Source organism: Acinetobacter chinensis, assembly GCF_002165375.2.
GTDB lineage: Bacteria > Pseudomonadota > Gammaproteobacteria > Pseudomonadales > Moraxellaceae > Acinetobacter > Acinetobacter chinensis.
In genome coordinates, this window is the sequence record NZ_CP032134.1 from 3426450 (window position 1) to 3450725 (window position 24276).

Annotated in this window: 20 protein-coding genes and 1 riboswitch; of the genes, 3 read left to right on the forward strand and 17 right to left on the reverse strand. The window is 44.9% G+C overall.

Annotation, left to right across the window (positions count from 1 at the left end; all coding sequences use genetic code 11):
- Positions 1–165: 165 nt before the first annotated feature.
- Positions 166–1261, reverse strand: a protein-coding gene (gene prfB / locus CDG60_RS17290) for a peptide chain release factor 2 (RefSeq protein ID WP_118868738.1) whose coding sequence is annotated in 2 segments (ribosomal slippage) — positions 166–1188 and positions 1190–1261 — 1095 coding nt in all. Because the reading frame shifts where the segments join, the coding sequence is not laid out codon by codon here.
- Between the two features lie 554 nt (positions 1262–1815).
- On the opposite strand from prfB, the gene CDG60_RS17295 reads away from it, so the two are divergent.
- A complete protein-coding gene (locus CDG60_RS17295; protein WP_087512034.1) occupies positions 1816–2589 on the forward strand; it encodes a putative porin in 774 nt (257 codons plus the stop codon).
- Between the two features lie 169 nt (positions 2590–2758).
- The gene (locus CDG60_RS17300) at positions 2759–3592 is read left to right on the forward strand and encodes a putative porin (RefSeq protein WP_087512033.1); all 834 of its coding nucleotides are present in this window, start codon (positions 2759–2761) and stop codon (positions 3590–3592) included.
- Between the two features lie 50 nt (positions 3593–3642).
- Here CDG60_RS17300 and recJ read toward each other — a convergent pair whose 3' ends face one another.
- The 11 genes from recJ to CDG60_RS17355 form a co-directional block, all read right to left on the reverse strand.
- Positions 3643–5346, reverse strand: coding sequence for a single-stranded-DNA-specific exonuclease RecJ (recJ, locus tag CDG60_RS17305; protein ID WP_087512032.1), 1704 nt, complete (start codon positions 5344–5346; stop codon positions 3643–3645).
- A complete protein-coding gene (pdxH, locus tag CDG60_RS17310) occupies positions 5347–6003 on the reverse strand; it encodes a pyridoxamine 5'-phosphate oxidase (protein WP_087512031.1) in 657 nt (218 codons plus the stop codon).
- A 10-nt stretch (positions 6004–6013) separates the two neighbouring features.
- Positions 6014–7345, reverse strand: a complete 1332-nt coding sequence (gene glmM / locus CDG60_RS17315; RefSeq protein WP_087512030.1) for a phosphoglucosamine mutase — start codon at positions 7343–7345, stop codon at positions 6014–6016.
- A gap of 144 nt (positions 7346–7489) precedes the next feature.
- Positions 7490–8956: an IMP dehydrogenase gene (gene guaB / locus CDG60_RS17320; protein WP_087512029.1), complete on the reverse strand. Its 1467-nt coding sequence runs from the start codon at positions 8954–8956 to the stop codon at positions 7490–7492.
- A gap of 227 nt (positions 8957–9183) precedes the next feature.
- A complete protein-coding gene (locus CDG60_RS17325) occupies positions 9184–9993 on the reverse strand; it encodes an oxygen-binding di-iron domain-containing protein (RefSeq protein ID WP_087512194.1) in 810 nt (269 codons plus the stop codon).
- Positions 9994–10179: 186 nt separating this feature from the next.
- Positions 10180–10545, reverse strand: a complete 366-nt coding sequence (locus CDG60_RS17330; protein WP_087512028.1) for a YkgJ family cysteine cluster protein — start codon at positions 10543–10545, stop codon at positions 10180–10182.
- A gap of 89 nt (positions 10546–10634) precedes the next feature.
- A complete protein-coding gene (locus CDG60_RS17335) occupies positions 10635–11432 on the reverse strand; it encodes an oxygen-binding di-iron domain-containing protein (RefSeq protein WP_087512027.1) in 798 nt (265 codons plus the stop codon).
- Between the two features lie 181 nt (positions 11433–11613).
- Entirely contained in the window at positions 11614–12189 is a 576-nt protein-coding gene (locus tag CDG60_RS17340; protein ID WP_087512026.1) for a TMEM165/GDT1 family protein, read from the reverse strand.
- 72 nt (positions 12190–12261) lie between these two features.
- Positions 12262–12404, reverse strand: a riboswitch (yybP-ykoY riboswitch).
- Between the two features lie 111 nt (positions 12405–12515).
- Positions 12516–14492, reverse strand: coding sequence for a 2-oxo acid dehydrogenase subunit E2 (locus tag CDG60_RS17345; protein WP_087512025.1), 1977 nt, complete (start codon positions 14490–14492; stop codon positions 12516–12518).
- Positions 14493–14494: 2 nt separating this feature from the next.
- Complete coding sequence (gene aceE / locus CDG60_RS17350) at positions 14495–17203, reverse strand: pyruvate dehydrogenase (acetyl-transferring), homodimeric type (protein ID WP_087512024.1); 2709 nt, start codon at positions 17201–17203, stop codon at positions 14495–14497.
- A 207-nt stretch (positions 17204–17410) separates the two neighbouring features.
- Positions 17411–18103, reverse strand: coding sequence for a M23 family metallopeptidase (locus CDG60_RS17355; RefSeq protein WP_087512023.1), 693 nt, complete (start codon positions 18101–18103; stop codon positions 17411–17413).
- A 109-nt stretch (positions 18104–18212) separates the two neighbouring features.
- Between CDG60_RS17355 and CDG60_RS17360 the strand changes: the two genes are divergently transcribed.
- Complete coding sequence (locus CDG60_RS17360; protein WP_087512193.1) at positions 18213–18653, forward strand: DUF721 domain-containing protein; 441 nt, start codon at positions 18213–18215, stop codon at positions 18651–18653.
- A gap of 97 nt (positions 18654–18750) precedes the next feature.
- Here CDG60_RS17360 and lpxC read toward each other — a convergent pair whose 3' ends face one another.
- From lpxC to CDG60_RS17385, 5 genes are all read right to left on the reverse strand, one after another.
- The gene (gene lpxC / locus CDG60_RS17365; RefSeq protein WP_087512022.1) at positions 18751–19653 is read right to left on the reverse strand and encodes a UDP-3-O-acyl-N-acetylglucosamine deacetylase; all 903 of its coding nucleotides are present in this window, start codon (positions 19651–19653) and stop codon (positions 18751–18753) included.
- 124 nt (positions 19654–19777) lie between these two features.
- Positions 19778–20965: a cell division protein FtsZ gene (gene ftsZ / locus CDG60_RS17370; RefSeq protein WP_087512021.1), complete on the reverse strand. Its 1188-nt coding sequence runs from the start codon at positions 20963–20965 to the stop codon at positions 19778–19780.
- A gap of 168 nt (positions 20966–21133) precedes the next feature.
- The gene (gene ftsA, locus CDG60_RS17375; protein WP_087512020.1) at positions 21134–22396 is read right to left on the reverse strand and encodes a cell division protein FtsA; all 1263 of its coding nucleotides are present in this window, start codon (positions 22394–22396) and stop codon (positions 21134–21136) included.
- Between the two features lie 63 nt (positions 22397–22459).
- Complete coding sequence (locus CDG60_RS17380; protein WP_087512019.1) at positions 22460–23314, reverse strand: cell division protein FtsQ/DivIB; 855 nt, start codon at positions 23312–23314, stop codon at positions 22460–22462.
- Between the two features lie 3 nt (positions 23315–23317).
- Positions 23318–24247, reverse strand: coding sequence for a D-alanine--D-alanine ligase (locus CDG60_RS17385; RefSeq protein ID WP_087512018.1), 930 nt, complete (start codon positions 24245–24247; stop codon positions 23318–23320).
- Positions 24248–24276 lie beyond the last annotated feature (29 nt).

Below are 24276 nucleotides of genomic sequence, written 5' to 3' on the forward strand. Positions count from 1 at the left end.
TCAGATACATCCAGTTTAAGCAAAGCTCTATTCAGCATCTTTGTGGACAATATATCGTATTTTTTCGATTTTAATATCGAATATTTTAGATATATTGTAAAGATGCCGATAAAGCTTTGCTATTTATCACAATTTAAATGGAGAATTTTATTAACAAACGTCCGATTAAAGCCCTTGCTTTAAGCTCGCTTCAATAAATTTATCCAGATCACCATCCAGTACCGCACCTGTGTTGGAATTTTCCACACCTGTACGTAAGTCTTTGATACGTGAGTCATCTAAAACGTATGAACGAATCTGACTGCCCCAACCAATATCCGACTTAGAGTCTTCAAGTGCTTGCGCAGCTTCGTTACGTTTACTCATTTCCAGCTCATACAATTTTGCACGTAACTGTTTCCAGGCATGATCACGGTTGGCGTGTTGTGAACGCTGGTTCTGACATGCCACCACAATACCTGTTGGTGCGTGAGTCAAACGTACCGCAGAGTCAGTTTTGTTAATGTGCTGACCACCCGCACCTGATGCACGATAAGTATCGGTACGAACATCGGCTGGATTAATATCAATTTCAATATTATCATCAACTTCAGGTGATACAAACACTGCTGAGAATGAGGTATGACGACGGTTACCTGAGTCAAACGGTGACTTACGCACTAAACGGTGTACGCCAGATTCGGTACGTAACCAACCGTATGCATACTCACCTTCAACACGGATCGTCGCAGATTTAATCCCAGCAACATCACCGTCAGACTCTTCCATCAACTCTGCTTTAAAGCCATGACGTTCAATCCAGCGCATATACATACGCAACAACATTGACGCCCAATCTTGAGCTTCTGTACCACCTGAACCCGCTTGAATTTCCACATAACATGGGTTCGGATCCATTGGGTTGCTGAACATACGGCGGAATTCAAGCTTCGCCAATTCTGCTTCTGCTGTGTCTAACTCAGCTTGTACATCTGTCAAAAGGCTTTCATCATCTGCTTCAACAGCTAAATCTAAAAGTGCTTGTGCATCTTCAATTTGTGTCGATAAGCCTTCCAGAACGTTAATTACGTTTTCAAGCTCACCTTTTTCTTTTGCCATTGCCTGCGCACGGCTTTGGTCATTCCAGATCGCAGGATCTTCCAACTCGCGGAGAACCTCTTCTAAACGCTCTTTCTTCAGATCGTAGTCAAAGATACCCCCGTAATGTCTGACCACGGTCGTTTAAGTCTTTTAATTGGTTTAGATAAGGATTGATTTCCACGGAATTACTCTCAAGAAAAATTGGGCTTAAAAATAGCCGGATATTATATCACAGACTTTTCATACTGTTTGAACCTTCACATTCAGCACTTAACTTCTGAATAATTCCGACACATTTAATACTTCCCATCTCAACGCCTGAATGTTTTATTATTTCAGACCTGATCAGAAACAGAAGCACCAGTATGAAAGATAAAATTTCAGTTCACGCAGCATTCTTCTTTTTATTTTATTGCGCCAGAATGATAGAAAACTGAGCGGAATCTCAGAAAAATCACTTCAGCTGTTTTTGATACAAACCACTTTTATATTACAAAATTTGTCTGCTGCTTACTTCAAACACACTTAAATCCATAATTCCCACACAGTTTTAATAAAACAAAACATTATTAATTTTCATTAAATATCATAATCTTAAATATCATTATTAACGTGATGTTACAGTGAATCCATCATGATGACGCTTCCCGTGTTGACCTGAATGAAATTTTCTTTAGACTGAAAGTTGTAACAAAAAATGTATTATTTTTATCCATTTTCAGAGGGGTAGTATCCATGAAAAAATTAGCCATTGCTTCAGCTGTTCTTTCCATGATTGCCATCACAGGTACAGCTCATGCTTATCAGGCAGAAGTTGGTGCATCTGCAGGTTTAATTGACCCGGATAACGGCAGTTCAAGCGGTTCTTTCGGTGTTGATGGAACTTACTACTTCAACCCTGTGCAGACCCGTAATGCACCCCTTGCTGAAGCAGCATTCCTTGACCGTGCAAGTAACGTGAAAGCACAGTATCACTACGATGAAGTCGGTGATGACGAAGTTCACAACTACGGTGCCGGTATTGAATACTTCGTTCCTGGTTCTGACTTTTATGTCAGCGGTAACGTCGGTCGTCAGGACGTAAAATTCAAACATGGTAACGACCTTGACACAACACTGTACAGTGCAGAAGTCGGTTATCTGCCTGCACCTGGTTTCCTGATTGCAGCAGGTGTTAAGGGTTATGACAATGATTACAAAGATGGTGTCGATCCAACTATCCGTGCCAAATATGTAACTCAGGTAGGTGGCAAGGATATTAACCTTGAAGCCGGTGCTGCATTCGGTGACCTGGATGAATACAACCTGGCTGCTGACTACTTCATTGATAAAACGTTCAGTGTAGGTGCTGACTACTACAGCAATGATCTGAATGACAACAACGAATTCGGTATCAATGCCCGCAAATTCTTCACACCTCAGGTCAGCCTGGAAGGTCGTGTAGGCTTTGGTGAAGTTGGCAACAATGACTACAACAAATTCGGTGTTGCAGCAAAATACCGTTTCTAAGTTCAAAAAAATGTATTCATAATCAAAAGCTCATCTTCGGATGGGCTTTTTTTTGAACATTTTTTATAAAAACAGTACTGGATCATTGACGTACTGGTTTTTTTTCATACAATAGCCAAAACCGTAACAAATCAGTAACATTTTAAAACTAAGAACGAGAGTCTTTCCAATGCTTAAAAAAATTGCTCTTGCTGCTGCACTTACAGCAAGCTTTGGGGTTGCACATGCTTATCAGGCAGAAATCAATGCCGGTTATGAAAAAACAGATTTTGATGACAGTGAAAGTGGTGATCTGTATTCATTCGGTGGGAAATACTATTTAAACAGTGTAGAAACCAAAAACGCTCCACTTGCTGAAGCCGCTTTTGTAAACAAAGCAAGTAACGTAGGTGCTGCATACTCAAAATACAGCGAAGATGATGAAGGTTTTGAATTTAAAATTGAAAGCTATGGTGTTTCTGGTGAATTTTTTATTCCTGATTCTCAGTTCTATGTTTCAGGAAGCCTGAACAAATCCAAAGTAACTGTTGAAATCGAAGAAGGTAAAGCTTCTGACTCAAACACAGGTTATGCACTTGAAGCAGGCTACTTACCTGTTGATGGCCTATTGATTGCAGCAGGTATTTCAAAAGAAAATATTGATGCAGCCAATGCAGGACAGGAAGGTATGACTAGAACCTTCTCCCGTTTTGCAAGTGATGCTGATGATACTGCTTTTACCCTGCGCGGTAAGTATGTCACACAGATTGGCAACAACTACGTCAACTTTGAAGGTCTTTCTTCTTTTGGTGATGAAACTTATTACCAACTGGGTGCTGATTTGTACATTGACCCAACACTGAGCGTAGGCGCTTCATTTGCAGATTCGACCATGGATGACTTTGATACCATTTTTGGAGTTCGCGCACAGAAGTTCTTCACTCCAGCCATTGCGGTGGGTGTGAACTACACAACAACGGATGGTGCTGATTCTTATGGCATTAACGGAACATTCCGTTTCTAAAATCACTCCGTCATCCTCAATACAAAAAACCGCTCCAATGGAGCGGTTTTTTACTGTTCAAGGTGTAAAACTCTTAACTGCAACCGTGTGTGACCATTAAACGTATTTTTATCCAGTTCATAAACAAGCCGAACCTTACTGTTCATCGCATCAAACTGATATTTTTCAGCAGCACCAAAAGCAATGGCATCCACTCCCTGCCCATTTTCCAGCACCAGCTGAAGTTTAAGATGAGTCTCTTTTAACCAGCGGTAGTCCACCACCTGAAACTCCCCCTCAAAAACTGGAGAAGGAAATTTCTGTCCCCACGGTGAAAGATGCTGTAAAAAGTCAACCGTGGAAAGCTGAAATTCGGAAGCTGGTAATATGCCATCTGTCCATAATGTTGCCTGAAACAGTGTTTCATCCATACTTGCGATTAACTGTTCAAAGTACTGACTGAATTCTTCAAAATGTTCTTTTCGGATGGTCAGACCTGCTGCTGCTGCATGCCCTCCAAAATGACTGATCAGATGCGGATGCTGTTCTGCCACCATTTCAATACAGTCACGGATATGAACTCCCTCAATCGAGCGGGCTGAGCCTTTGATGTGTACACCATCCTGATCGGCTGCAAAGACGATACTTGGTCTGTGAAACTGCTCTTTTAAACGCCCAGCCACAATTCCAATGACACCCTGATGCCACTGTTCATTAAACATAATCAGGGCAGCTGGCAACTTTTCCTGGTCGAACTGTAAAACATCCAGCTCGGTCAGTGCTTCCTGCTTCATCTGGCTTTCCACCTGACGGCGTTCCACATTCAGATCATTCAACTGTCGGGCAAAAGCATAGGCTGTCTGCATATCGGCAGCGAGCAGACATTCAATGCCTATATCCATAGTATCCATACGCCCTGCAGCATTAATACGGGGCCCCAGTACAAATCCCAGATCAGAAGCTTTTAATTCCGCAGGTTCGCGTCCTGCGATATCCAGCAACGCACTGATGCCAGGTCTGCACAGATTCTGCTGAATTTTTTTGACCCCTGCATCCACCAGTATGCGGTTGTTATAGTCCAGACTGGCAACATCTGCATACGTCCCCAGTGCGACCAGATCCAGGTACTGGGTCATTTTTGCAGTGGATTTATTCTGCTTTGCCCGATGGCTGCTTAAATTTGCAAGTACATAAAAGGCAACGCCAACACCGGCCAGAGCCTTACTCGGAAAATCACAGCCCAGCTGATTCGGATTGACCACAGCTTCTGCTGCTGGGGTATCTTTCGTGGTCAGATGGTGGTCGGTAATTATCACCTGCATACCATGTGCCTGAGCCTGCTCTACACCTGCATGACTGGAAATACCGTTATCCACGGTAATCAGCAGTTCCGGCTGTGCAGTCACCTGTGCAAGATCTGCAATGGCTGGTGTCAGCCCATAACCGTATTTAAAACGGTCTGGAACCAGGTATTGCACCTGAGCCCCCATCTCTCTTAATGCCAGCACCATTAAAGCCGTACTGGTTGCACCATCGGCATCGTAATCACCCACAATGACAATTTTTTTCTGCTGATCAATCGCCTGATCCATCAGCTGAATCGCCTGATCCAGTCCTTTCATGGCTAGTGCAAGTAAATGCTTCAGTTTGAGTTCAAGCTGCTGTTCCGACTCCACCCCCCTGCGGGCAAGAATCTGAGCAATAAACGGTGACACGCCCTGAAAATTTTCAGGGCGTGTCAGAAATGGGCGTTGTTTAATCTGAATCTTTGACATTTATGGCATCAGTCGCTGGATTGTCCACACATTGCTGTTTTTTTCATACACAAGGCGATCATGCAGACGGTTCGGTCTGCCCTGCCAGAATTCATAATATTCGGGTGTCAAACGGTAACCACCCCAGAATTCGGGCTTGTTCAGCTCAGCCTTTCCTTCAACTTCATCATGCAGTGCCTGAAAGCGTTGCTGTAACAGTTCACGGCTCGCAATCACACCACTCTGCGGTGTGCTGATATGTGCTGCAATCTGACTGTCTCTTGGTCGTTTATGATAATAATCTGTAGATTCATCCTGAGATATTTTTTCCACCCGACCACTGACCCGAACCTGACGTTCAAGCTCTGGCCAGTAAAACAGCAGTTCAGCATAAGGGTTTTCGGCTAAATCATGCCCTTTCTGACTGTCATAATTGGTATAAAAATCATATCCAGCCTCTGTTGCACCACGCAACAACACTGTTCTGACATGCGGACGCCCCTGAGCATCTGCTGTTGCCAGTGACATGGCGTAGGGTTCGTGCAGTTTTGCCTCTAAAGCCAGATTGAACCAGTTCAGAAACTGTTCATGTGGATCTTTATCTATATGGTCTTCGTGCAGTTCACCTTTTTCATACGTCAGGCGCAACTCACTTAAATCCTTAATCACATCGCTCATTATTCAGACCTCAGACTGCATGTTCACGGATGGCATCTGCCAGCTGATTTGCAAGCGTGGTCACTTCATCAATCTGATCACCTTCAACCATGACACGAATCACAGGTTCAGTGCCTGACTTACGGATTAAAATACGGCCGCGCCCTTTCAGCTGTTCTTCTGCCTGATTAAACGCTGCAACCAGTGCCGGTACTTCATACGGGTCAAACATCTCTGCAAGGCGGACATTGACCAGCACATTCGGCAACAGATGGAAACCTTCTGTCAGTTCATGCAGTGCTTTACCCTGTTCAACCATAACGGTCAGTACCTGCAGGGCAGCAATGATTGCATCACCTGTCGTACTTTTATCCAGCGTCAGAACGTGTCCAGAAGGTTCACCACCTGTCACCCAGCCATTTTCTTCGAGTGCCTGCAGTACATAACGGTCACCGACTTTAGCACGGACAAAAGGAACACCCGCTTTTTCCAGTGCCAGTTCCAGCGCCATATTACTCATCACAGTTCCAGCAATACCTGCGGGCTTATTTTTGCCCTGAGTCGCCAGGATATAGAGAATGTGATCGCCTGTAACCTGTGCACCGTTTTTATCCACCAGAATCACCCGGTCAGCATCGCCATCAAAAGCAATTCCCAGGTCTGCCTGATGCTCTACAACGGCTTTCTGAAGATTTTCAGGATGGGTTGACCCACAGCCTTCATTAATGTTCAGACCATCCGGATCATTATAAATAGCCACAACTTTTGCGCCAAGTTCACGGAATACAGCTGGTCCAACGCTATAAGCTGCACCGTTGGCACAGTCGACCACAATTTTCAGATTGTTCAGGTCAAAATGGTATGGGAATGTGGATTTACAGAATTCAATATAACGACCATTGGAATCTTTAACACGGACACTTTTACCCAGGTTGGCAGTGTCTTCAATCACCAGGTCTTTTTCCAGTTCCTGATTAATGGCATTCTGAATTTCATCGGGCAGTTTTTTCCCTTCAGATGAAAAGAATTTAATCCCGTTATCAAAATATGGATTGTGAGATGCAGAAATGACGATACCCAGACTTGCGTGTAATGCACGGGTCAAATGTGCAATCGCAGGTGTAGGCAATGGTCCCAGCAGGTGTACATAGACACCTGCAGCATTCAGACCTGCCTGAAGTGCGGCTTCAAGAATATATCCCGAAAGACGGGTATCTTTACCCAGCACCACAATCGGTTTATTTTTCTGACTGTATTTTTTTAAGACCTTACCTGCGGCAAACCCGAGTTTCAATGCAAACTCAGGAGTAATCGGAAGTTCCCCAAACTTTCCGCGAATGCCATCAGTACCGAAATAACTCATATTCTGCTCACTTTTTTATATTCCACAGCGATATTTTCTATCTCTGCCGGACATTTCATCAATCTTTAAACTTCCCATACTTTACCATCAAAATAAAAAAGCCGTCATAAAAATGACGGCTTTATGTATAAACAATACGAATGTTTAACCAACGCGATAATTCGGCGCTTCTTTGGTAATCGTTACATCATGAACATGAGATTCAGACATACCTGCAGATGTGATTTTCACAAATTTTGCATTCTGACGCAGATCTTCAATCGTCGCAGAACCGGTATACCCCATAGATGAACGTAAACCACCCATCATCTGATGAACGATATTTCCCATTGGACCTTTGTAAGGCACACGACCTTCAATACCTTCTGGTACCAGTTTTTCAGCACCGGCTTTAGAGTCCTGGAAGTAACGGTCAGCAGAACCTGTTGCACCAGCCATTGCACCTAAAGAACCCATACCGCGGTATGCTTTGTAGTAACGACCCTGGAAGAATTCAACTTCACCTGGTGCTTCTTCAGTACCAGCCATCAGTGAACCGACCATGATTGTGCTTGCACCAGCGCCAATCGCTTTCGCCATGTCGCCTGAGAAGCGGATACCACCATCAGCAATTAAAGGAATCTGATCTTTTAATGCATTGGCAACACTGTCAATTGCAGAAATCTGTGGCATACCAATACCGGCAACAATACGGGTTGTACAGATTGAACCAGGTCCAATACCGACTTTAACCGCATCTGCACCAGCATCAAGTAATGCAAGAGCAGCATCCCCCGTTGCAATATTTCCGCCAATCACCTGTACCTGAGGATAATTTGCTTTCACCCAGCGTACACGTTCAATCACACCAGCAGAATGACCATGTGCTGTATCCACCACAATTGCATCCACACCAGCTTCAACCAGTGCTTCAACACGGCTTGGTGTTTCCACACCTGTACCAACTGCAGCACCCACACGTAAACGACCTAATTCGTCTTTACAACTGTTTGGATAAAGTTCTGCTTTACGGAAATCTGTGACCGTAATCAGACCTTTCAGTTCGTTGTTTTCACCAACAACGATCACTTTTTCAATGCGGTTTTTCTGTAGAAGCGCCTGAATGTTTTCTTTGGATTCATTTTCACGAACAGTCACCAAACGGTCCTGACCCGTCATGATATTGCTGACCGGCTGTTCCAGATTGGTTTCAAAACGAGTGTCGCGTCCGGTTACGATACCGACAACTTTTCCGTCTTTTACAACAGGTACACCACTGATGTTGTTTGCCTGAGTAATGGCAATCAGTTCACGTACAGTTGTTTCAGGAGTCACAGTGATAGGATCTTTCACCATACCTGCTTCGAATTTTTTTACACGGCGAACTTCTGCAGCCTGAGCAGAAATATCCATGTTTTTATGCAGAATACCGATACCACCATTTTGTGCCATCGCAATCGCCATACGTGACTCAGTCACTGTATCCATTGCTGCTGATACCATGGGAATATTCAGTTGAATGCCGCGTGTGAGGCGTGTCTTTAGAGAGACATCTTTTGGGAGAACAGTAGAATAGGCAGGGAGTAATAAGACATCATCGAAGGTTAGCGCGTCTTGAACGATGGTCAACATAACAGTCTCGCTGGTAATTTCCGTGAGCTATTATATACAAATCTGAGTTTAATTTTCATTTTAAATTGTGGAATTTGCCATTTAATCCTGTAATTTTGTGCCATAACGGTACATCAGCCCTGTAAACACCACTGATGCACCCATTTCAACAGCGCATAAAAAATCTGCTTTAACCTGAAAACCTCTGCCAGATTCAGCTGATTAAACCTGATGCACAAAATTCATGATTAACCCATCGTCGCGATTTTCTCAGGGCAGCGGAAAATATTTTTATCCATAATATCCACACCACAAGGCAGATCCCATAACCAGTCCAGTAACTGCTCAATGGATTCACGACCGGCAAAAGGTGCTCCATGCTGCGGAACAATCATTTCTATATCCATGTCCTTCACCATATCCACCCAGTAACGCAGAACACGGTTGGAACACATATATCGCTGGTGGAAGGATTTCATGTGTGGAATATGCGCCTGAAAGTTCTGAACCGGAGTCTGCGGATCACCTGAAAGTGATGCCCCCAGATCACCTGAAAACAGTACTTTGGAAATCGGATCATAAAACTGAAAATTACCGACTGAATGCAAAAAATGGGCAGGTATGCTGAACAGCTCACTTTGCCCCAGGGGCAGGCTCAATCCCTCGTCTGGCAGTTCAATCAGACGCTCAAACCATTCACCTTCCATTTTATCCATAGTAAAAGCAGAGTTAAGATGAGGTAAAAACCTCGCCCAGAGTCTGGATGCCACAATTTTAGCTTTGGTATGCATCAGCCAGCGGGGCATCGAGGTAATAATGTCAGGATCCTGATGTGAACCAAAGACATACCGGATATTGTCCAGCCGGATATATTTAAACAGCTCCATCGTCAGCGGTGTATAGGTCAGATCTCCCCCTGGATCAATAATTGCTCCATCCTGACCATTCACAATTAAAAACTGATTGGCCTGCACCCCCTCACCTTTAACCAGACTGGTAAAGACGATGCATTTATGTTCCCCATTATCAAATAAAGTATAGGATGTGGTTTTTGACATCTTTTTGTTCTCCGTCTGTTTATCATTTCTGCGCCCACATTCCATGAGTGGCACTGATTACATTATAACCAGTTAATTCCATAATAAAAGTATGCCTTTATACTAAATTTATAATTTATTTATGTTTTTATTAAAATTCAGGCATAAAAAAAGCAGGAACTCATCCTGCTTTTTTTATATTGCTGTTTAACAGACCTGATCAAAATCATCGTCGTTGACCGAGTCATCAGGCAGCACTTCCACAAAAGGAATCATGTTATGCGCCCGTCGTGCTTTATTGCACTGCGCATCTGCAATCTGTACTTCTTTACAGGAGGAACTCCTGGCTTCATAAATCCCACAGCTGACTGCCTGACCAACTTCACCATTCAGGGCGATACAGCGAGGATTTTTCTGATTGGTACCTTTCATGCAGGAATATACAGCTGACAGCGGTTCCGTATAGGAATCAGGCATTGGCATGCCCTCTGCCCAGTAAAACGAAACCCTGAAATAGGCGCAGCAAGCGCCACAGCTGAGACATGCATCCTGTGTCGGTACCTGAGATAACATTTCTTATAAATTCTCGTCGTTAAAATTAATTTTCCCGACAGGAATCTTAAAAAATGTTGTTTTTCCGCACAAGATTTTTTTTTAATTTTTTACTCTGGGCAGGTGAAAACAGATTCGTCCATCAGATCTGTACCACACTGCAGAGTTTCCACCCAGTCCAGGAACTGGTTTATTTTTTCCTGACCAATAAACGCATTACCGTGCTGAGGAACAATCATCTCTACATCCATGCTGCGAACCATACTCACCCATAGACGGATAATTTTATTGTTGCACATGTAACGCTGATGGAAACCACGCATTTTTGGAATATGCGATTCAAAGTCTTCCAGAGGTGTCGAAGCATCATCCACGATGGATGCTCCCATGTCACCTGAGAACAGAATCTTTGCAACTGGATCATAAAACTGGAAATTACCGACTGAATGCAGGAAGTGAGCAGGTACGGCAACAATATAAGATTCACCTAAAGGAATTCTCTGACCACCATCTTTAAGTTCAATCAGACGCTCCAGCCAGCTGCCTTTCATGCGGTCACTCATAAAAGCTGAATTCAGATGCGGTAAGAAACGTGCCCACAGCTTGGAAGCCACGATTTTAGCTTCTGTATAAACAAGCCAGCGAGGCATGGAAGTGATAATGTCAGGGTCCTGGTGAGATGCCATGACATAATCCAGGTTGGTCAGACGGGTATATTTATTTAGTTCCATCGTTAATGGTACATAGGTCAGGTCACCGCCTGGATCCAGTACTGCCGCCCGTTCATTGTCAATAATCAGGAACTGGTTCGCCTGAACACCTTCGCCCTTTACAAGGCTGGTAAAACTGATACATTTATGCGTACCATTATCAAAAAGTACCTGCGATGTAGTGCGCTCAAAAGCCATTCCGAATTCCCCAGACAATCTGTTATTTACATTGGATTTTTAATTCCTTATAACATAAATGGAAATGGCGAAAGTTACAATAAATATACATTGAATGTTTCAAGTATTTCTGAATATCTTTAGTCGAAAAACAGGTCACAGTGACCCGAAACTGTGATCACTGTGGTTATTTTACTGTGGGTCAGAACAGGTAATGCTGAACCAGGGTGGAAATACCGATAATCAGGAAAATTGCAGCACCGACCTTATGAATCAGGGAAACAGGTAAACGGTCTGCCATTTTATTTCCAATAAATACCGCAGGTGCATTGGCAAGCATCATCCCGACCGTCGTACCCGCCATGACCCACCAGAGACTGTCAAAGCGTGCTGCGAGTGCAACCGTTGCAATCTGGGTTTTATCACCGATTTCCGCCAGAAAAAATAAAATGAATGTGGCACCAAAAACACCAAATTTCTGCCAGCGGTTAATGCTGTCGGTTTCATCATCCAGCTGATCCGGAATCAGCATCCAGACCGCCATGGCAATAAAACCAAGCGATAAAATCCACATCATGACTTCAGGGCTGAGTAATGTGGTGATGAACTGACCCAGTGCCGCAGAAAGACCGTGATTGATCAGGGTTGCAAGCAGAATGGCAATAAGAATAGGAACAGGCTTTCTAAATCTTGCCGCCAGCAGTAAAGCCAGCAACTGGGTTTTATCTCCCATTTCAGCAAGTGCCACAATTGCAGTGGAAATCAGAAATTCATGCATGATGTCTTTCTCTGGCCAGCAAAAAATTACCGATGACTTATCCCTCCTGCCAGCCATATCTGCAGAGTGATAAATCAAAGGTCTTGCCAACAAAAGAAAGCTTTGGAAAAGCTGGATTGGTTCTTTGCTATGATGACCATGCTCTGTTGAGCAATTATGTTGACCATCACCTTTTTACTGATCGTAAAAAGCGGCTACTCCCCAATGAAGTACATCCATTCTAAATGGCTTGGCAGGACATTTCAACGGGATTCATCCAGAAAAGCATCTTTCATAAAACAAAAAACCTGCCGAAGCAGGTTTTTAATCAAACAGCCCAGACAGGCTTAAAGCAGAATATTACGGATGTCTGCCAGCAGTTTCGTCAGTTTATTGGTAAAACGGGCTGCGTCCGCACCATTAATCACACGGTGATCGTATGACAGGGACAATGGCAACATCAGCTTCGGATCAAAACCTTCACCATTCCATACAGGTTGCATGGTCGCAGGAGAAATCCCCAGAATCGCCACCTGAGGCCAGTTCACAAGTGGGGTAAATGCTGTACCACCAATGGAGCCGAGGCTGGTAATAGTAAAGTTGGCACCCTGTAAGTCTTTCGGTGAAAGTTTCTTATCACGTGCTTTTTTACTCAGCTCACCCAGTTCAATTGCGATCTGTTTAATCGACTTCTGATCAGGATTACGCAGTACCGGTACGGTCAGCCCATCTGGTGTTGCTACAGCAATCCCCATATGAATTTCGTTACGTAACAGTACGCCTTTCTGATCATCTGCTAGATGACCTGCAAAATACGGCTCTTCTTTGAGCAGGAATGCCACCGCTTTTGCAATGAAAGCCAGAATGGTTAAACTGATGCCATCCTGTTTAAATTTGCCTTTCAGCTCACCACGCCATGCTTCAAGCTCAGTAATATCAGCCAGATCAAACTGAGTGACCTGTGGAATAAAGTTATTCAGTGACAGCTGGGGCACAGACACTTGCTGTAAACGCGTCATTGGCGCGACTTCACCACCACCAAATGCGCTGAAATCAGGCAATGACGGTAAACCTGATGCAACAGGTGCTGCCGCAGCAACAGCTGTCGCCTGTGGTGCAGTCAGACGACCTTTGACATAAGCAAAGACATCGTCTTTCATCAGACGTTCATGTGGACCGGATGCTTTGACCTGAGCCAGAACAACACCAAGTTCACGCGCCAGTTTACGCACCGCAGGACCGGCATACACTTTGGCATTTTCAGCCTGCTGTTCTTTGCTGAGTTTTTCAGTCTGCGCAGGTGCTGACACATCTGTCTTCACTGCAGGCTGTGCTTCAGCAGTTTTAGCTGCAACAGGTTCAGATTTTTTCTCAGCTGGGGCTGGCTGCGGTTTTTCCGCAACGGCACTACCCTGAGCCTCAATAGTCACCAGTGCTGCACCCTGTGAAACCGACTGATTCAGTTCGACATGAATAGCTTTGACCACACCTGCCACTGTACTTGGCACTTCAACAGAGGCTTTATCAGACTCCGCAACCACCAGACTCTGGTCTTTTTCAACCTGATCACCAACTTTCACCAGTATTTCTGAAACGGTAGCTTTATCCACCCCCAGATCAGGCACTGTGACATCCACAGAACCAGCCTGAGCAGATGCCGGCTGTTCCTGTTTCACTTCTGCAACCGGTGCAGATGCCTGCTCTGCAGGTGTGGACACAGGCTGAGCGGTATCATTACCCGCAGAAGCTGTTTTAACTGTAATCAGCACCACACCTTCTTTGACCGTATCCCCTTCTTTGACGGTAATACTTTCAACAGTACCCGCAACTGTGCTTGGAACTTCAACTGTTGCTTTGTCGGATTCAACCACAACAATGCTGTCATCTACGGCAATTTCATCACCAACCTGAACCAGAATCTCTCCAACCAGTGCTTTTTCCACACCAATATCAGGGACTTTAACATCCACAACCTGTGCAGATGCTGACGCAGTTACAGGCGCTTTTGCTTCAGCGGCAGGTTCAGCTTTTACTGTTTCAGCTGCAACTTCCTGAGCTGCTTCTGATGAAACAGGTGCTTCATCTGCAACTGCGGCATCAGCAGATTCAACCTCAACCAGCACTGCACCTTCAGAGACTTCATCTCCTTCAGATACCGTAATACTTTTCACCACACCCGCCACAGTACTGGGTACTTCAACTGAAGCTTTATCTGACTCAAGCAGGACAATACTGTCATCCACAGCAATTGTATCGCCTACTTTGACCAGTATTTCTGCAACGGTGGCTTTATCCACACCAATATCAGGAGTTTTAATTTGCATGATTATTTCTCCTCAGCTGGTTCAGCATAAGCTGCAACTTCCTGTACTGATGGATGCGCCTGCGGTAACCATGCAACAGGACGGTCTACATCCAGTTCAAAACTCGAAATAGCATCTTTCACCAGACGGGCATCCACTTCGCCTTCATCAGCCAGTTTTTTCAGTGTCGCAACAACAATATGTGCTGCATCCACACCGAAGTAACTGCGCAGGTTGCCACGGGTATCTGAACGGCCATAACCATCTGTACCCAATGCCACAAATGGACGGCTGTCTGGCAGATAAGCACGGATCTGTTCGCTGTAAGCACGCATATGATCAGTTGCAGAAACCACAATACCGTCAGTACCACGTAACTGCTGAGATACCCAGCTTTCTTTACCATCTTCCAGCGGATGCAGGCGGTTATATTCTTCAACAGCCATACCATCACGTGCCAGTTCGTTATAGCTCGTTACACTCCATACATTGGAATGAATCTGGTATTCATCACGCAGGATTTTCGCAGCTTTGATCACTTCACGCAGAATCACACCTGAGCCCAGTAACTGAACCGTTGCCTTACTGTCCTGCTCGAGCTGATACATACCACGCTTAATGCCTTCTTCCACGCCTTCTGGCATTTCAGGATGCTCGTAGTTTTCGTTCATCACAGTCAGGTAATAGAACACACGTTCCTGATTGACATACATACGCTGCAAACCGTCATGCACAATCACAGCCAGCTCATAACCAAAACATGGGTCATAAGACACACAGTTTGGAATGGTGTTTGCCAGAATATGCGAATGACCGTCCTGATGCTGCAGACCTTCACCGTTCAACGTGGTACGACCTGCAGTTGCACCCAGTAAGAAGCCCTGAGCCTGTGAATCCCCTGCCGCCCATGCAATATCACCGATACGCTGGAAACCGAACATGGAGTAATACATGTACATCGGAATCATTGGCAGGTTATTGGTTGAATAACTGGTACCCAAAGCAGACCAGGCACTCATTGCACCCGCTTCATTGATCCCTTCCTGAAGCATGTGACCATCTTTCGCTTCACGGTAGTTCATCAGCTGCTCCTGGTCTTCAGGCGTATATTTCTGACCATGCGCAGCATAAATACCCAGCTGACGGAACATGCCTTCCAGACCGAAAGTACGTGCTTCATCCGGAACGATCGGGACAACACGGTCTTTGATCGCTTTATCTTTCAGCAATGCTGCAATTAAACGAACCATGACCATCGTGGTGGACTGTTCTTTACCTGCACTGCCCTTCAGCACAGCATCAAAAGCAGAAAGCTCAGGAATCGCAAGTGCTTCACTTTCTTTACGACGTGCCGGCAAATAACCACCCAGACTCTCACGACGCGCTTTCATGTATTTTATTTCAGGTGAATTTTCACTTGGACGATAAAGAGGAACGTCCTGTAGCTGATCATCTGTAAATGGCAGGTTGAAACGGTCACGGACGTATTTCAACGAATCAATCTGCATTTTTTTGATCTGATGCGTTTTATTGACCGCTTCAATTTCATCTGACAGACCATAACCTTTGACTGTCTTCGCCAGAATCACAGTAGGCTGACCATTACTTGTCATGGCTGCTGCATAAGCTGCATACACTTTGTATGGGTCATGACCACCGCGGTTCAGGTTATCAATATCTTCATCACTGAGGTTTTTCACCATTTCCGCAGTTTCAGGATATTGCCCAAAGAATTTCTCACGGGTGTATGCACCACCTTTCACCTGGTAACGCTGATAATCACCATCCACCGCTTCTTCCATACGGGATTTCAGTGCACCTGTCGTATCTTTGTCGAGTAAAGAGTCCCAGTGACGTCCCCACACTACTTTAATCACACGCCAGCCTGCACCACGGAAAACAGACTCAAGTTCCTGAATAATTTTACCATTACCACGAACAGGACCGTCCAGACGCTGCAGGTTACAGTTCACCACCCAGATCAGGTTATCCAGCTTCTCACGACCTGCCAGTGAAATTGCACCGAGACTTTCCGGCTCATCCATTTCACCATCGCCCAGGTAAGCCCAGACTTTACGGTCCTCTTCTTTGATCAGACCACGGTTCATCAGATACTTCTGAATATGTGCCTGATAGATCGACATGATTGGACCCAGACCCATGGATACCGTTGGGAATTGCCAGTAATCAGGCATCAGATATGGGTGCGGATAACTTGAAAGCCCCTGACCACCGACTTCACGACGGAAATTATTCAGCTGATCTTCAGTTAAACGACCTTCCAGAAATGAACGTGCATAAATACCCGGTGCACAGTGCCCCTGGTAATAGATCATGTCACCGCCAAAGCTGTCGCTGTTGGCACGGAAGAAATGGTTAAAACCTACATCGTACAATGTTGCAGAAGATGCGAAACTTGCAAGGTGCCCGCCCAGGTCATCGCCTGTTCTGTTAGCACGCAGTACCATCGCCAGTGCATTCCAGCGGATCAGGGCGCGAATACGACGCTCCATATCCTGATCGCCAGGCATGGCAGGAGATTCTTCTACCGAAATCGTATTTAAGTAAGGAGTATTCAGTCGCTGAATAGGAACATGCTTTGCAATTGCCTGCTGATACAGCTTTTCCAACAGAAAAGCCGCTCGCTCTGTCCCCATGTGCTGTAAAACTGAATCAAAGGCATCTTGCCATTCCTGTGTTTCCTGCGCGTCAGTATCACCGTAAAACGCCATAATTCACCTGTTCCTTACCAAATTTTATTTTATATATGTACCATATTCCGGTGGTATGAAGTTATCGCTATAGCTGAATAGAGCATGACAGTATTATTTAGAAAATAAATACCCAATGACTATTTCTTACACAAGAATACAAAAAACCGCCAGTAAAGGCGGTTTTCTGTACAGATTAAATTTATCTGAATGATATAAGCTGTGAACTTAAGGCAACATAGCCAGGTAGGTCGCTGGATTCTTACGCTGACCGTCCTTCACTACTTCATAATGAAGATGAGGGCCTGTACAGCGACCTGTACAGCCTACATTGGCAATCTGCTCACCAGCGTCCACACGGTCACCAACACGGGCAATCAGGCGCGATGCGTGCGCATAACGGGTGATATAACCATTACCATGATTAATTTCAACATACTGACCATAACCTGTACCCCAACCTGACTTGGTGACGATACCAGGACCTGTCGCATAAATAGGTGTGCCACTTGGCGCAGACATATCCAGACCCGAATGGTTTTCAGCACGACCGCCCATGGTACGACCACCATAGTTTGAGCTGACACGCTTCATATCAGGTAAAGGATGGGCAACCAGCCACGAATACGGATTTGAGGAAGAATAACTGACGGCAGATCTGCCATATTTCTTTTCAATACTTTCATTATTCAGTTCAACAGGTTTTTCACGCAGCTGAACAGACATTTTTGAAGTTGCCGGAATTTCAATGTCCTCAACTTCAGCATAAGAGCCTGATGCCAGTGTTTTTGTCAGCTGTTCAAGACGATCTTCTGAACTGCCATTCGCTGTTGCTGCATCAAGTTGAACCAGATCGGCAAAAGCTACAGACGCAGCTGATGCTGCAAAAGAAAATGCCAGTAAAATACGTCGCAAATGCATAAAAAACCTCTTAAACTGTTCTTACTCAAAATTTCCTTGCGTGATCTCTTCCTTGATATCCACTGAAAACTGGGCTTAAGATTAAGACATAAACATGAAGGAACAATGTATGTCAGAACCCGTCAATCCGTTTCAGCAAACAAGAAAACACATAAAAACAGGAAACTTAACGTTTCTTTCAAAGCAAGTGACTGCATGGCAGAAACTTACAAAAATTATTCAACCCTTGCTGCCCCAACCAGAGCAATGGCAGGTTGTTTGTTATCAACACGGTATTCTGACATTAACGGGCGAAAATCAGGCTATGATCAGTCAGCTCGGTTATCTTCAGAAACAGTATATTTCTGTATTGTCACAAATAGATGAATTACATGATCTGCATAAAATACAGGTCAGGTTAAGATTTCAGCCTAAGGCAAGCCCTAAATCAGATATCCCTGCAACTCCACTTGATCAGGAAACCCAGGACATGCTGCATGGTGCTGCTGACTTTGTGAACGACCCTAAGCTTAGCCAGGCATTGCGTCGTTTGGCAAGAAATAAAAAGTAAACAGCGTGATTTTTAAAATAATAACTCACCAATAAAACGTGATTAATTTATCGTTTTTATTTATCACCCTGTAACACAACCTTATAAAGACAACAACTTAAGTCACACTTACATAAGGAATTGGACATTCAGATGTGTCATTAAATGTTACAATTTCATAACTGGATGGGTCGCTTTTGACATTGCGCAACAACTGATTGTTTAAAGCATGTCCAGATTTATAACCATCAAAGCGGGCAATAATCTGGTGCCCAAGCAGGTACAGATCACCAACTGCATCCAGAATTTTATGGCGTACAAATTCGTCTGAAAAGCGTAAACCTTCTTCATTGACCACGCCGGTATCATCCAGACCAACAGCATTATCCAGGCTTGCACCTAAAGCCAGATTATTGGCTTTCAGATAATCCAGATCTTTCATGAAGCCAAAAGTACGTGCTCCACTGACTTCGTAAACAAAAGTCTCTGTCGAAAAATCAATGGTTGCAGACTGATATTCTTTTTTAAATGCAGGATGATCAAAATCAATGGTGAAATTCAGCTGAAAGCCCTGATGAGGTACAAAAACCGCACGCTTATCATCAATCAGTGCTTCTACAGGTTTTAATATTCTGATAAATTTTTTCGGAGCATCCTGTTCAGCAAGACCTCCCTGCATCAGCAGATAGATAAACGGTCCGGCACTGCCATCCATAATTGGGACTTCTGAAGCAGATACCTCTATGATCAGGTTATCAATTCCCAGTCCAGCAATAGCACTCATCACATGTTCGATTGTCCCAACCTTGGCACTTTCCTGAACCAGGTTTGAACACATAAATGCTTCCTGAATCAGCATGGCATCTGCATGAATATCCACAGGTGGATTCAGGTCAATGCGACGAAACACAATTCCCCCATCAACATGATGTGGCACAAAGTTGATCATAACTTTCTGCCCACTGTGAAGACCAATACCACTGGCTTTCACTACACGCTGTAAGGTTCTCTGTTTCAACATGCGTTTTCTTTCATCTGCTCCAAAACTGCTATACGTTAGCATATTTAGCCATTGATAAAAAACAAAAAGGTAGTATTGCTACTACCTTTTATCTATAAAGCACTGATTTATAAAAGATCAGTGTTTATTTTCTTTGCTGATTTTTCAGATAATCCTGAATACTCATTGGCGTTGGACGCGAAGTCCCTGCTGAACTGCCTGTATTTGCAGCTGGCGCACTGTCTGCCTGCTGACGCTGAATAGCAGGTACATCATCATCTTCAGCGGTATTCTGAGGTGCAGAACTGTGGCTGACATGTGCCGAAGGACGTTTTGCAGGCTCTGCTGAATCTGCGGAATTACGGGTCAGACCTGTTGCAATCACTGTCACACTGATTTCATCACGTGCATCTGGATCAAATACTGTACCGTAGAATACCTGACCTTCATCCAGATCAACAATCTGATTGACTACATCGGTAATTTCCTCAATTTCACCGAAAGTCACATCATCGCCACCAGTGACATTGATCAGAATCCCTTTTGCATTCATGATCGTGACATTATCCAGTAACGGACTGCGGATGGCCTGTTCAGCTGCCTGACGTGCACGTGTTTCACCACGTCCACTGCCCACACCCATCATGGCATAACCACGGGTACTCATTGCAGTTTTCAGATCGGCGAAGTCAAGGTTGATATGACCTGGGCGAACCACAAGATCAAAGATACTGCGCACCGCATTCAGCAATACATCATCTGCCTTTTTATAGGCATCTTTCATCGAAATATCACGGAAGACTTTAAGCAGTCGCTGGTTTGGAATAATAATCAGGGAATCAACATGCGCTTCAAGGGCTTCAATGCCCTTTTCCGCAGACTGCTGACGACGCTTACCTTCAAAGTTAAACGGCGTAGTGACAACACCAACGGTCAGAATCCCCATTTCTTTTGCAATTTCAGCAACGACTGGCGCGGCACCTGTGCCTGTACCACCACCCATACCGGCAGTCACGAAAACCATGTCCGTACCTTCCAGGTGCTGGCGGATCAGTTCACGGCTTTCTTCTGCTGCTGCCTGTCCTACCTGAGGATTGGCACCCGCACCCAGACCACGGGTGCTTTGCTCACCCAGCTGAATCTTGAACTGAGCATTCATACGATCAAGTGCCTGTTTGTCCGTATTTGCACAGACAAACTTTACACCCTGAATATCAGACTCAAGCATGTGCTGTACGGCATTACCACCAGCACCACCTACACCGAATACAGTGAAACGGGCTTGACCGTTGCTATCGTTCTGATCATCTTCTAAAAATTCAAATGAGGCCATGACCTTTGGACTTCCTAATTCATCTCTGGCAGAAACTGCTCGCCCGTATACTGCCTTGATCTTAATAAACAAAAAAAATTGTGTTTTAGGATGCTGTTCAACTCAAGGCTTGTCAAGTCCAAGTCGTCTGACGTACATCTTACAAACAATATTCCCTAAAAAATTAATCTAAAAAACTGATTTCAGTTTCTCGTTTAACCCTGACCATGCCCGTCCAATCCGTTTTACAAAGGATAAATGATCGGTATCTTCCGGTTCAACAACCGCTTCCTGAGTTTCACTCTGACTGAACAGCAGTAGCCCTGCCGCAGTTGCATACTGTGAACGTCTCAATGCGGCCAGGTGCTGATCATCTGCACTGATCTGTAATGGTGGATTGCCCAGATGTGCAGAAACACCCAGCATTTTTCTGACCAGGCTGATCATCCCTTCAATCTGGCAGGCATCACCGGTCAGCACCACACCATGATAAAGCCCATGAATGGCACCACTTTTTTCCAGTTCTTCACGCACCTGCCCAAAGATTTCTTCGTAACGGGCAATAATAATTTCTGTCAGTTCAATACGGCTGATGGTCTGAGGTCCATCGATTCCCTGAATCTGAATCATGTGATCCGGCTTGACCACTTTAAGGTCTACGCAGCCGTACAGCAGTTTAATCCGTTCCGCTTCTTCTGTTGTGGTCTGCAGTACTGCTGCAATATCACGTGTAACATGCTCACCACCACGCTGTAAGGTGTGTGCAAACGCCAGTCGCCCATCCAGATACACGGCTATATTTGTTGTTCCTGCACCGATATCCACCAGGCAGACACCATATTCTTTTTCATCTTTCAGCAGACTTGCTTCAGCGGTCGCCAGGCTGGAAACCACCATCTTTTCAACACTGATATTTGCGCCTTTCATGGCACGGTCCAGATTCTGCATGGTGCTGATCGGCAGCATCATCAGCTGATAATGTCCCGTCATGCTGTGCGCAGACATTCTGACCGGATTCTGTACCCATTCACCAGAATCATCCAGATCAAAACCCAGTGGAACTGCACTGACCAGATAATGGTCTGAAGTCACATGACTGGCTTTGGCAAGTTCCAGGGCACGTACCACTTCACTGGTGGAAATAGAATGGTCACTGTTGTCGATTGGAGTACGTCCAGATGCATAAAAACTTTTCAGTTCCGCACTCGGAATGGATACCCAGGCAGAATGCACACGACACTCAGCCATATCTTCCGCTTCCTGCACGGCATTTTTTATAGCTGTAATGACTTTATCAAGACTGACAATTTTTCCTTTACTCATGCCCCGGTTACGCGCAGTCGCCATCCCGATCACCTGGATGTTGTCCGGAGCGTGTACCTTGCCAATCAAAACTGAAACTTTGTGTGTCCCAATGTCAATCGCAACAACTGAGGGAACAGCTTCATTCATTATTCACTACCATTACATTTCTGTTTAATTTATGGCTTAACGCCTATGTTATAAAGCCAGGTATTATGGCTTTGCCGTTCTTCCATCCGCAATGCCTGTGTCACTAATCGTTACAACAAAGTGACCATTGACAATTTTTGGTGGCAGCCCATTTTTCCACTGTATTGCCAGACCGTTGCGGTACCGCAGGTCTATTGAGGAAATCAGAGGCCACACCGGTTTTAAATCGCTTTGCGCAAGATGGCTCATGCGCTGCAATTTACTCATCGTCTGATCCTGATCCACGATAACACGCAAACCAGAGTCAAACTGCATAAACCAGGTCATTCGGTCTGTTAGATATAATTCTTTTAGACGAATATTCACTGGTTGAAATAACTGATTAATTTCATGATAACGGCGCATCATCATTTTTGACTGATGCACAGGACCATGCAGTAACGGTAAATTCTGATAATTTTTAGGTTTTACTTCTGAAAACACATCACCGCTGTCGCTTAACAGCCGTCCTGTACCCCAGCGGGCAATGGCATGCTTCGGCATAACCCGGACTTTAATGGCATTTGGCCAAGCCCTGGAAACCACAACCCGATCCACCCATGAAATCTCAAGCGTTTTATCACGGATCTGCTCAAGATCAGAGGTGAAGTAATTATGCTGTACCGCAGGCGATACAAGTTTGATCACCTGCTGAGCTTCCTCATCCGAACGGCTTCCCACAACATTCAGCTCTGCAACCCGGGCATCCGTCATGACCTGATACAGAGCATATACACCCAGTGCAAGTACAGCGAATGCAATCAGCATCAATAACCACCCACCTGCATTGGCAAGCTTTTCTCCACGTGTCGGAGGCTTGTCATGAATGGAGGTGATTGCTGCCTTTTTTCGGCGCATGGATGCAGGAAGCTGAGCCATAAATCAGTGAACTTTTTCCGCTAAGGTCTGCTCAAGAATCGCAACACAAAGCTCATCGAAGCTGTATCCAACCGCCTGAGCCGCTTTCGGCACCAGAGAATGGCTGGTCATACCCGGAACTGTATTTACTTCCAGCAACCAGAAATTGCCCTGTTCATCACGCATGGCATCAATACGTCCCCAGCCACTTGCACCTACTGCATTAAATGCACGCAGGCACAACGCCTGAAGCTGTTCTTCTTCAGCTTTTTCCAGACCACATGGAATACCGTACTGAACATCATCACGGTTATATTTTGCTTCATAATCGTAAAATGCAACGTCAGCCGGTGGCTGAAGACGAATCACAGGCAATGGCTGACCGTTCAGGAATGAAATCGTATATTCACGACCTGTAATCCATTTTTCAGCCATCACAACGGCATCATGTTTCGTTGCTTTTTCAATTGCTGCAGCAAGGTCTTCTGCTTTTTCCACCTTGCTCATACCCACGCTTGAACCTTCATGCACAGGTTTAATAATCAATGGCAAACCAAGTACACTGACCACTTCATTCAGGTCTGTGTCTTTGCCAACAATGCGATATGGTGCTGTTGGAAGCTCAGAACCCTGCCAGATCTGTTTGGTTTTGACTTTATCCATGCCAATGGCAGAACCCTGAACACCAGTACCGGTATATGGCAGATTCAGCCACTCAAGCGCACCCTGAATCTGACCGTCTTCACCACCACGACCATGCAGTACAATAAAAGCACGGTCAAAATTGACCAGTTCAGTAATACTGCGTTCCAGAGGATCAAAACCTTCTGCATTTACGCCAGAACGCAGCAACGCCTCAAGCACTGCCTGACCACTTGCCAGTGAAACTTCACGTTCAGCCGACTTACCACCCAACAGCACTGCAACTTTGCCGAATTTTGAAGCATTTGACATTTTTTATCCTTAAATCTTTAAAAACGGGT

Bases quoted from the DNA above. Each gene is read 5' to 3' on its own strand.
- CDG60_RS17295 (WP_087512034.1), top strand. From the start codon at position 1,816: ATGAAAAAATTAGCCATTGCTTCAGCTGTTCTTTCCATGATTGCCATC.
- CDG60_RS17300 (WP_087512033.1), top strand. From the start codon at position 2,759: ATGCTTAAAAAAATTGCTCTTGCTGCTGCACTTACAGCAAGCTTTGGG.
- recJ (WP_087512032.1), bottom strand. From the start codon at position 5,346: ATGTCAAAGATTCAGATTAAACAACGCCCATTTCTGACACGCCCTGAA.
- pdxH (WP_087512031.1), bottom strand. From the start codon at position 6,003: ATGAGCGATGTGATTAAGGATTTAAGTGAGTTGCGCCTGACGTATGAA.
- glmM (WP_087512030.1), bottom strand. From the start codon at position 7,345: ATGAGTTATTTCGGTACTGATGGCATTCGCGGAAAGTTTGGGGAACTT.
- guaB (WP_087512029.1), bottom strand. From the start codon at position 8,956: ATGTTGACCATCGTTCAAGACGCGCTAACCTTCGATGATGTCTTATTA.
- CDG60_RS17325 (WP_087512194.1), bottom strand. From the start codon at position 9,993: ATGTCAAAAACCACATCCTATACTTTATTTGATAATGGGGAACATAAA.
- CDG60_RS17330 (WP_087512028.1), bottom strand. From the start codon at position 10,545: ATGTTATCTCAGGTACCGACACAGGATGCATGTCTCAGCTGTGGCGCT.
- CDG60_RS17335 (WP_087512027.1), bottom strand. From the start codon at position 11,432: ATGGCTTTTGAGCGCACTACATCGCAGGTACTTTTTGATAATGGTACG.
- CDG60_RS17340 (WP_087512026.1), bottom strand. From the start codon at position 12,189: ATGCATGAATTTCTGATTTCCACTGCAATTGTGGCACTTGCTGAAATG.
- CDG60_RS17345 (WP_087512025.1), bottom strand. From the start codon at position 14,492: ATGCAAATTAAAACTCCTGATATTGGTGTGGATAAAGCCACCGTTGCA.
- aceE (WP_087512024.1), bottom strand. From the start codon at position 17,203: ATGGCGTTTTACGGTGATACTGACGCGCAGGAAACACAGGAATGGCAA.
- CDG60_RS17355 (WP_087512023.1), bottom strand. From the start codon at position 18,103: ATGCATTTGCGACGTATTTTACTGGCATTTTCTTTTGCAGCATCAGCT.
- CDG60_RS17360 (WP_087512193.1), top strand. From the start codon at position 18,213: ATGTCAGAACCCGTCAATCCGTTTCAGCAAACAAGAAAACACATAAAA.
- lpxC (WP_087512022.1), bottom strand. From the start codon at position 19,653: ATGTTGAAACAGAGAACCTTACAGCGTGTAGTGAAAGCCAGTGGTATT.
- ftsZ (WP_087512021.1), bottom strand. From the start codon at position 20,965: ATGGCCTCATTTGAATTTTTAGAAGATGATCAGAACGATAGCAACGGT.
- ftsA (WP_087512020.1), bottom strand. From the start codon at position 22,396: ATGAATGAAGCTGTTCCCTCAGTTGTTGCGATTGACATTGGGACACAC.
- CDG60_RS17380 (WP_087512019.1), bottom strand. From the start codon at position 23,314: ATGGCTCAGCTTCCTGCATCCATGCGCCGAAAAAAGGCAGCAATCACC.
- CDG60_RS17385 (WP_087512018.1), bottom strand. From the start codon at position 24,247: ATGTCAAATGCTTCAAAATTCGGCAAAGTTGCAGTGCTGTTGGGTGGT.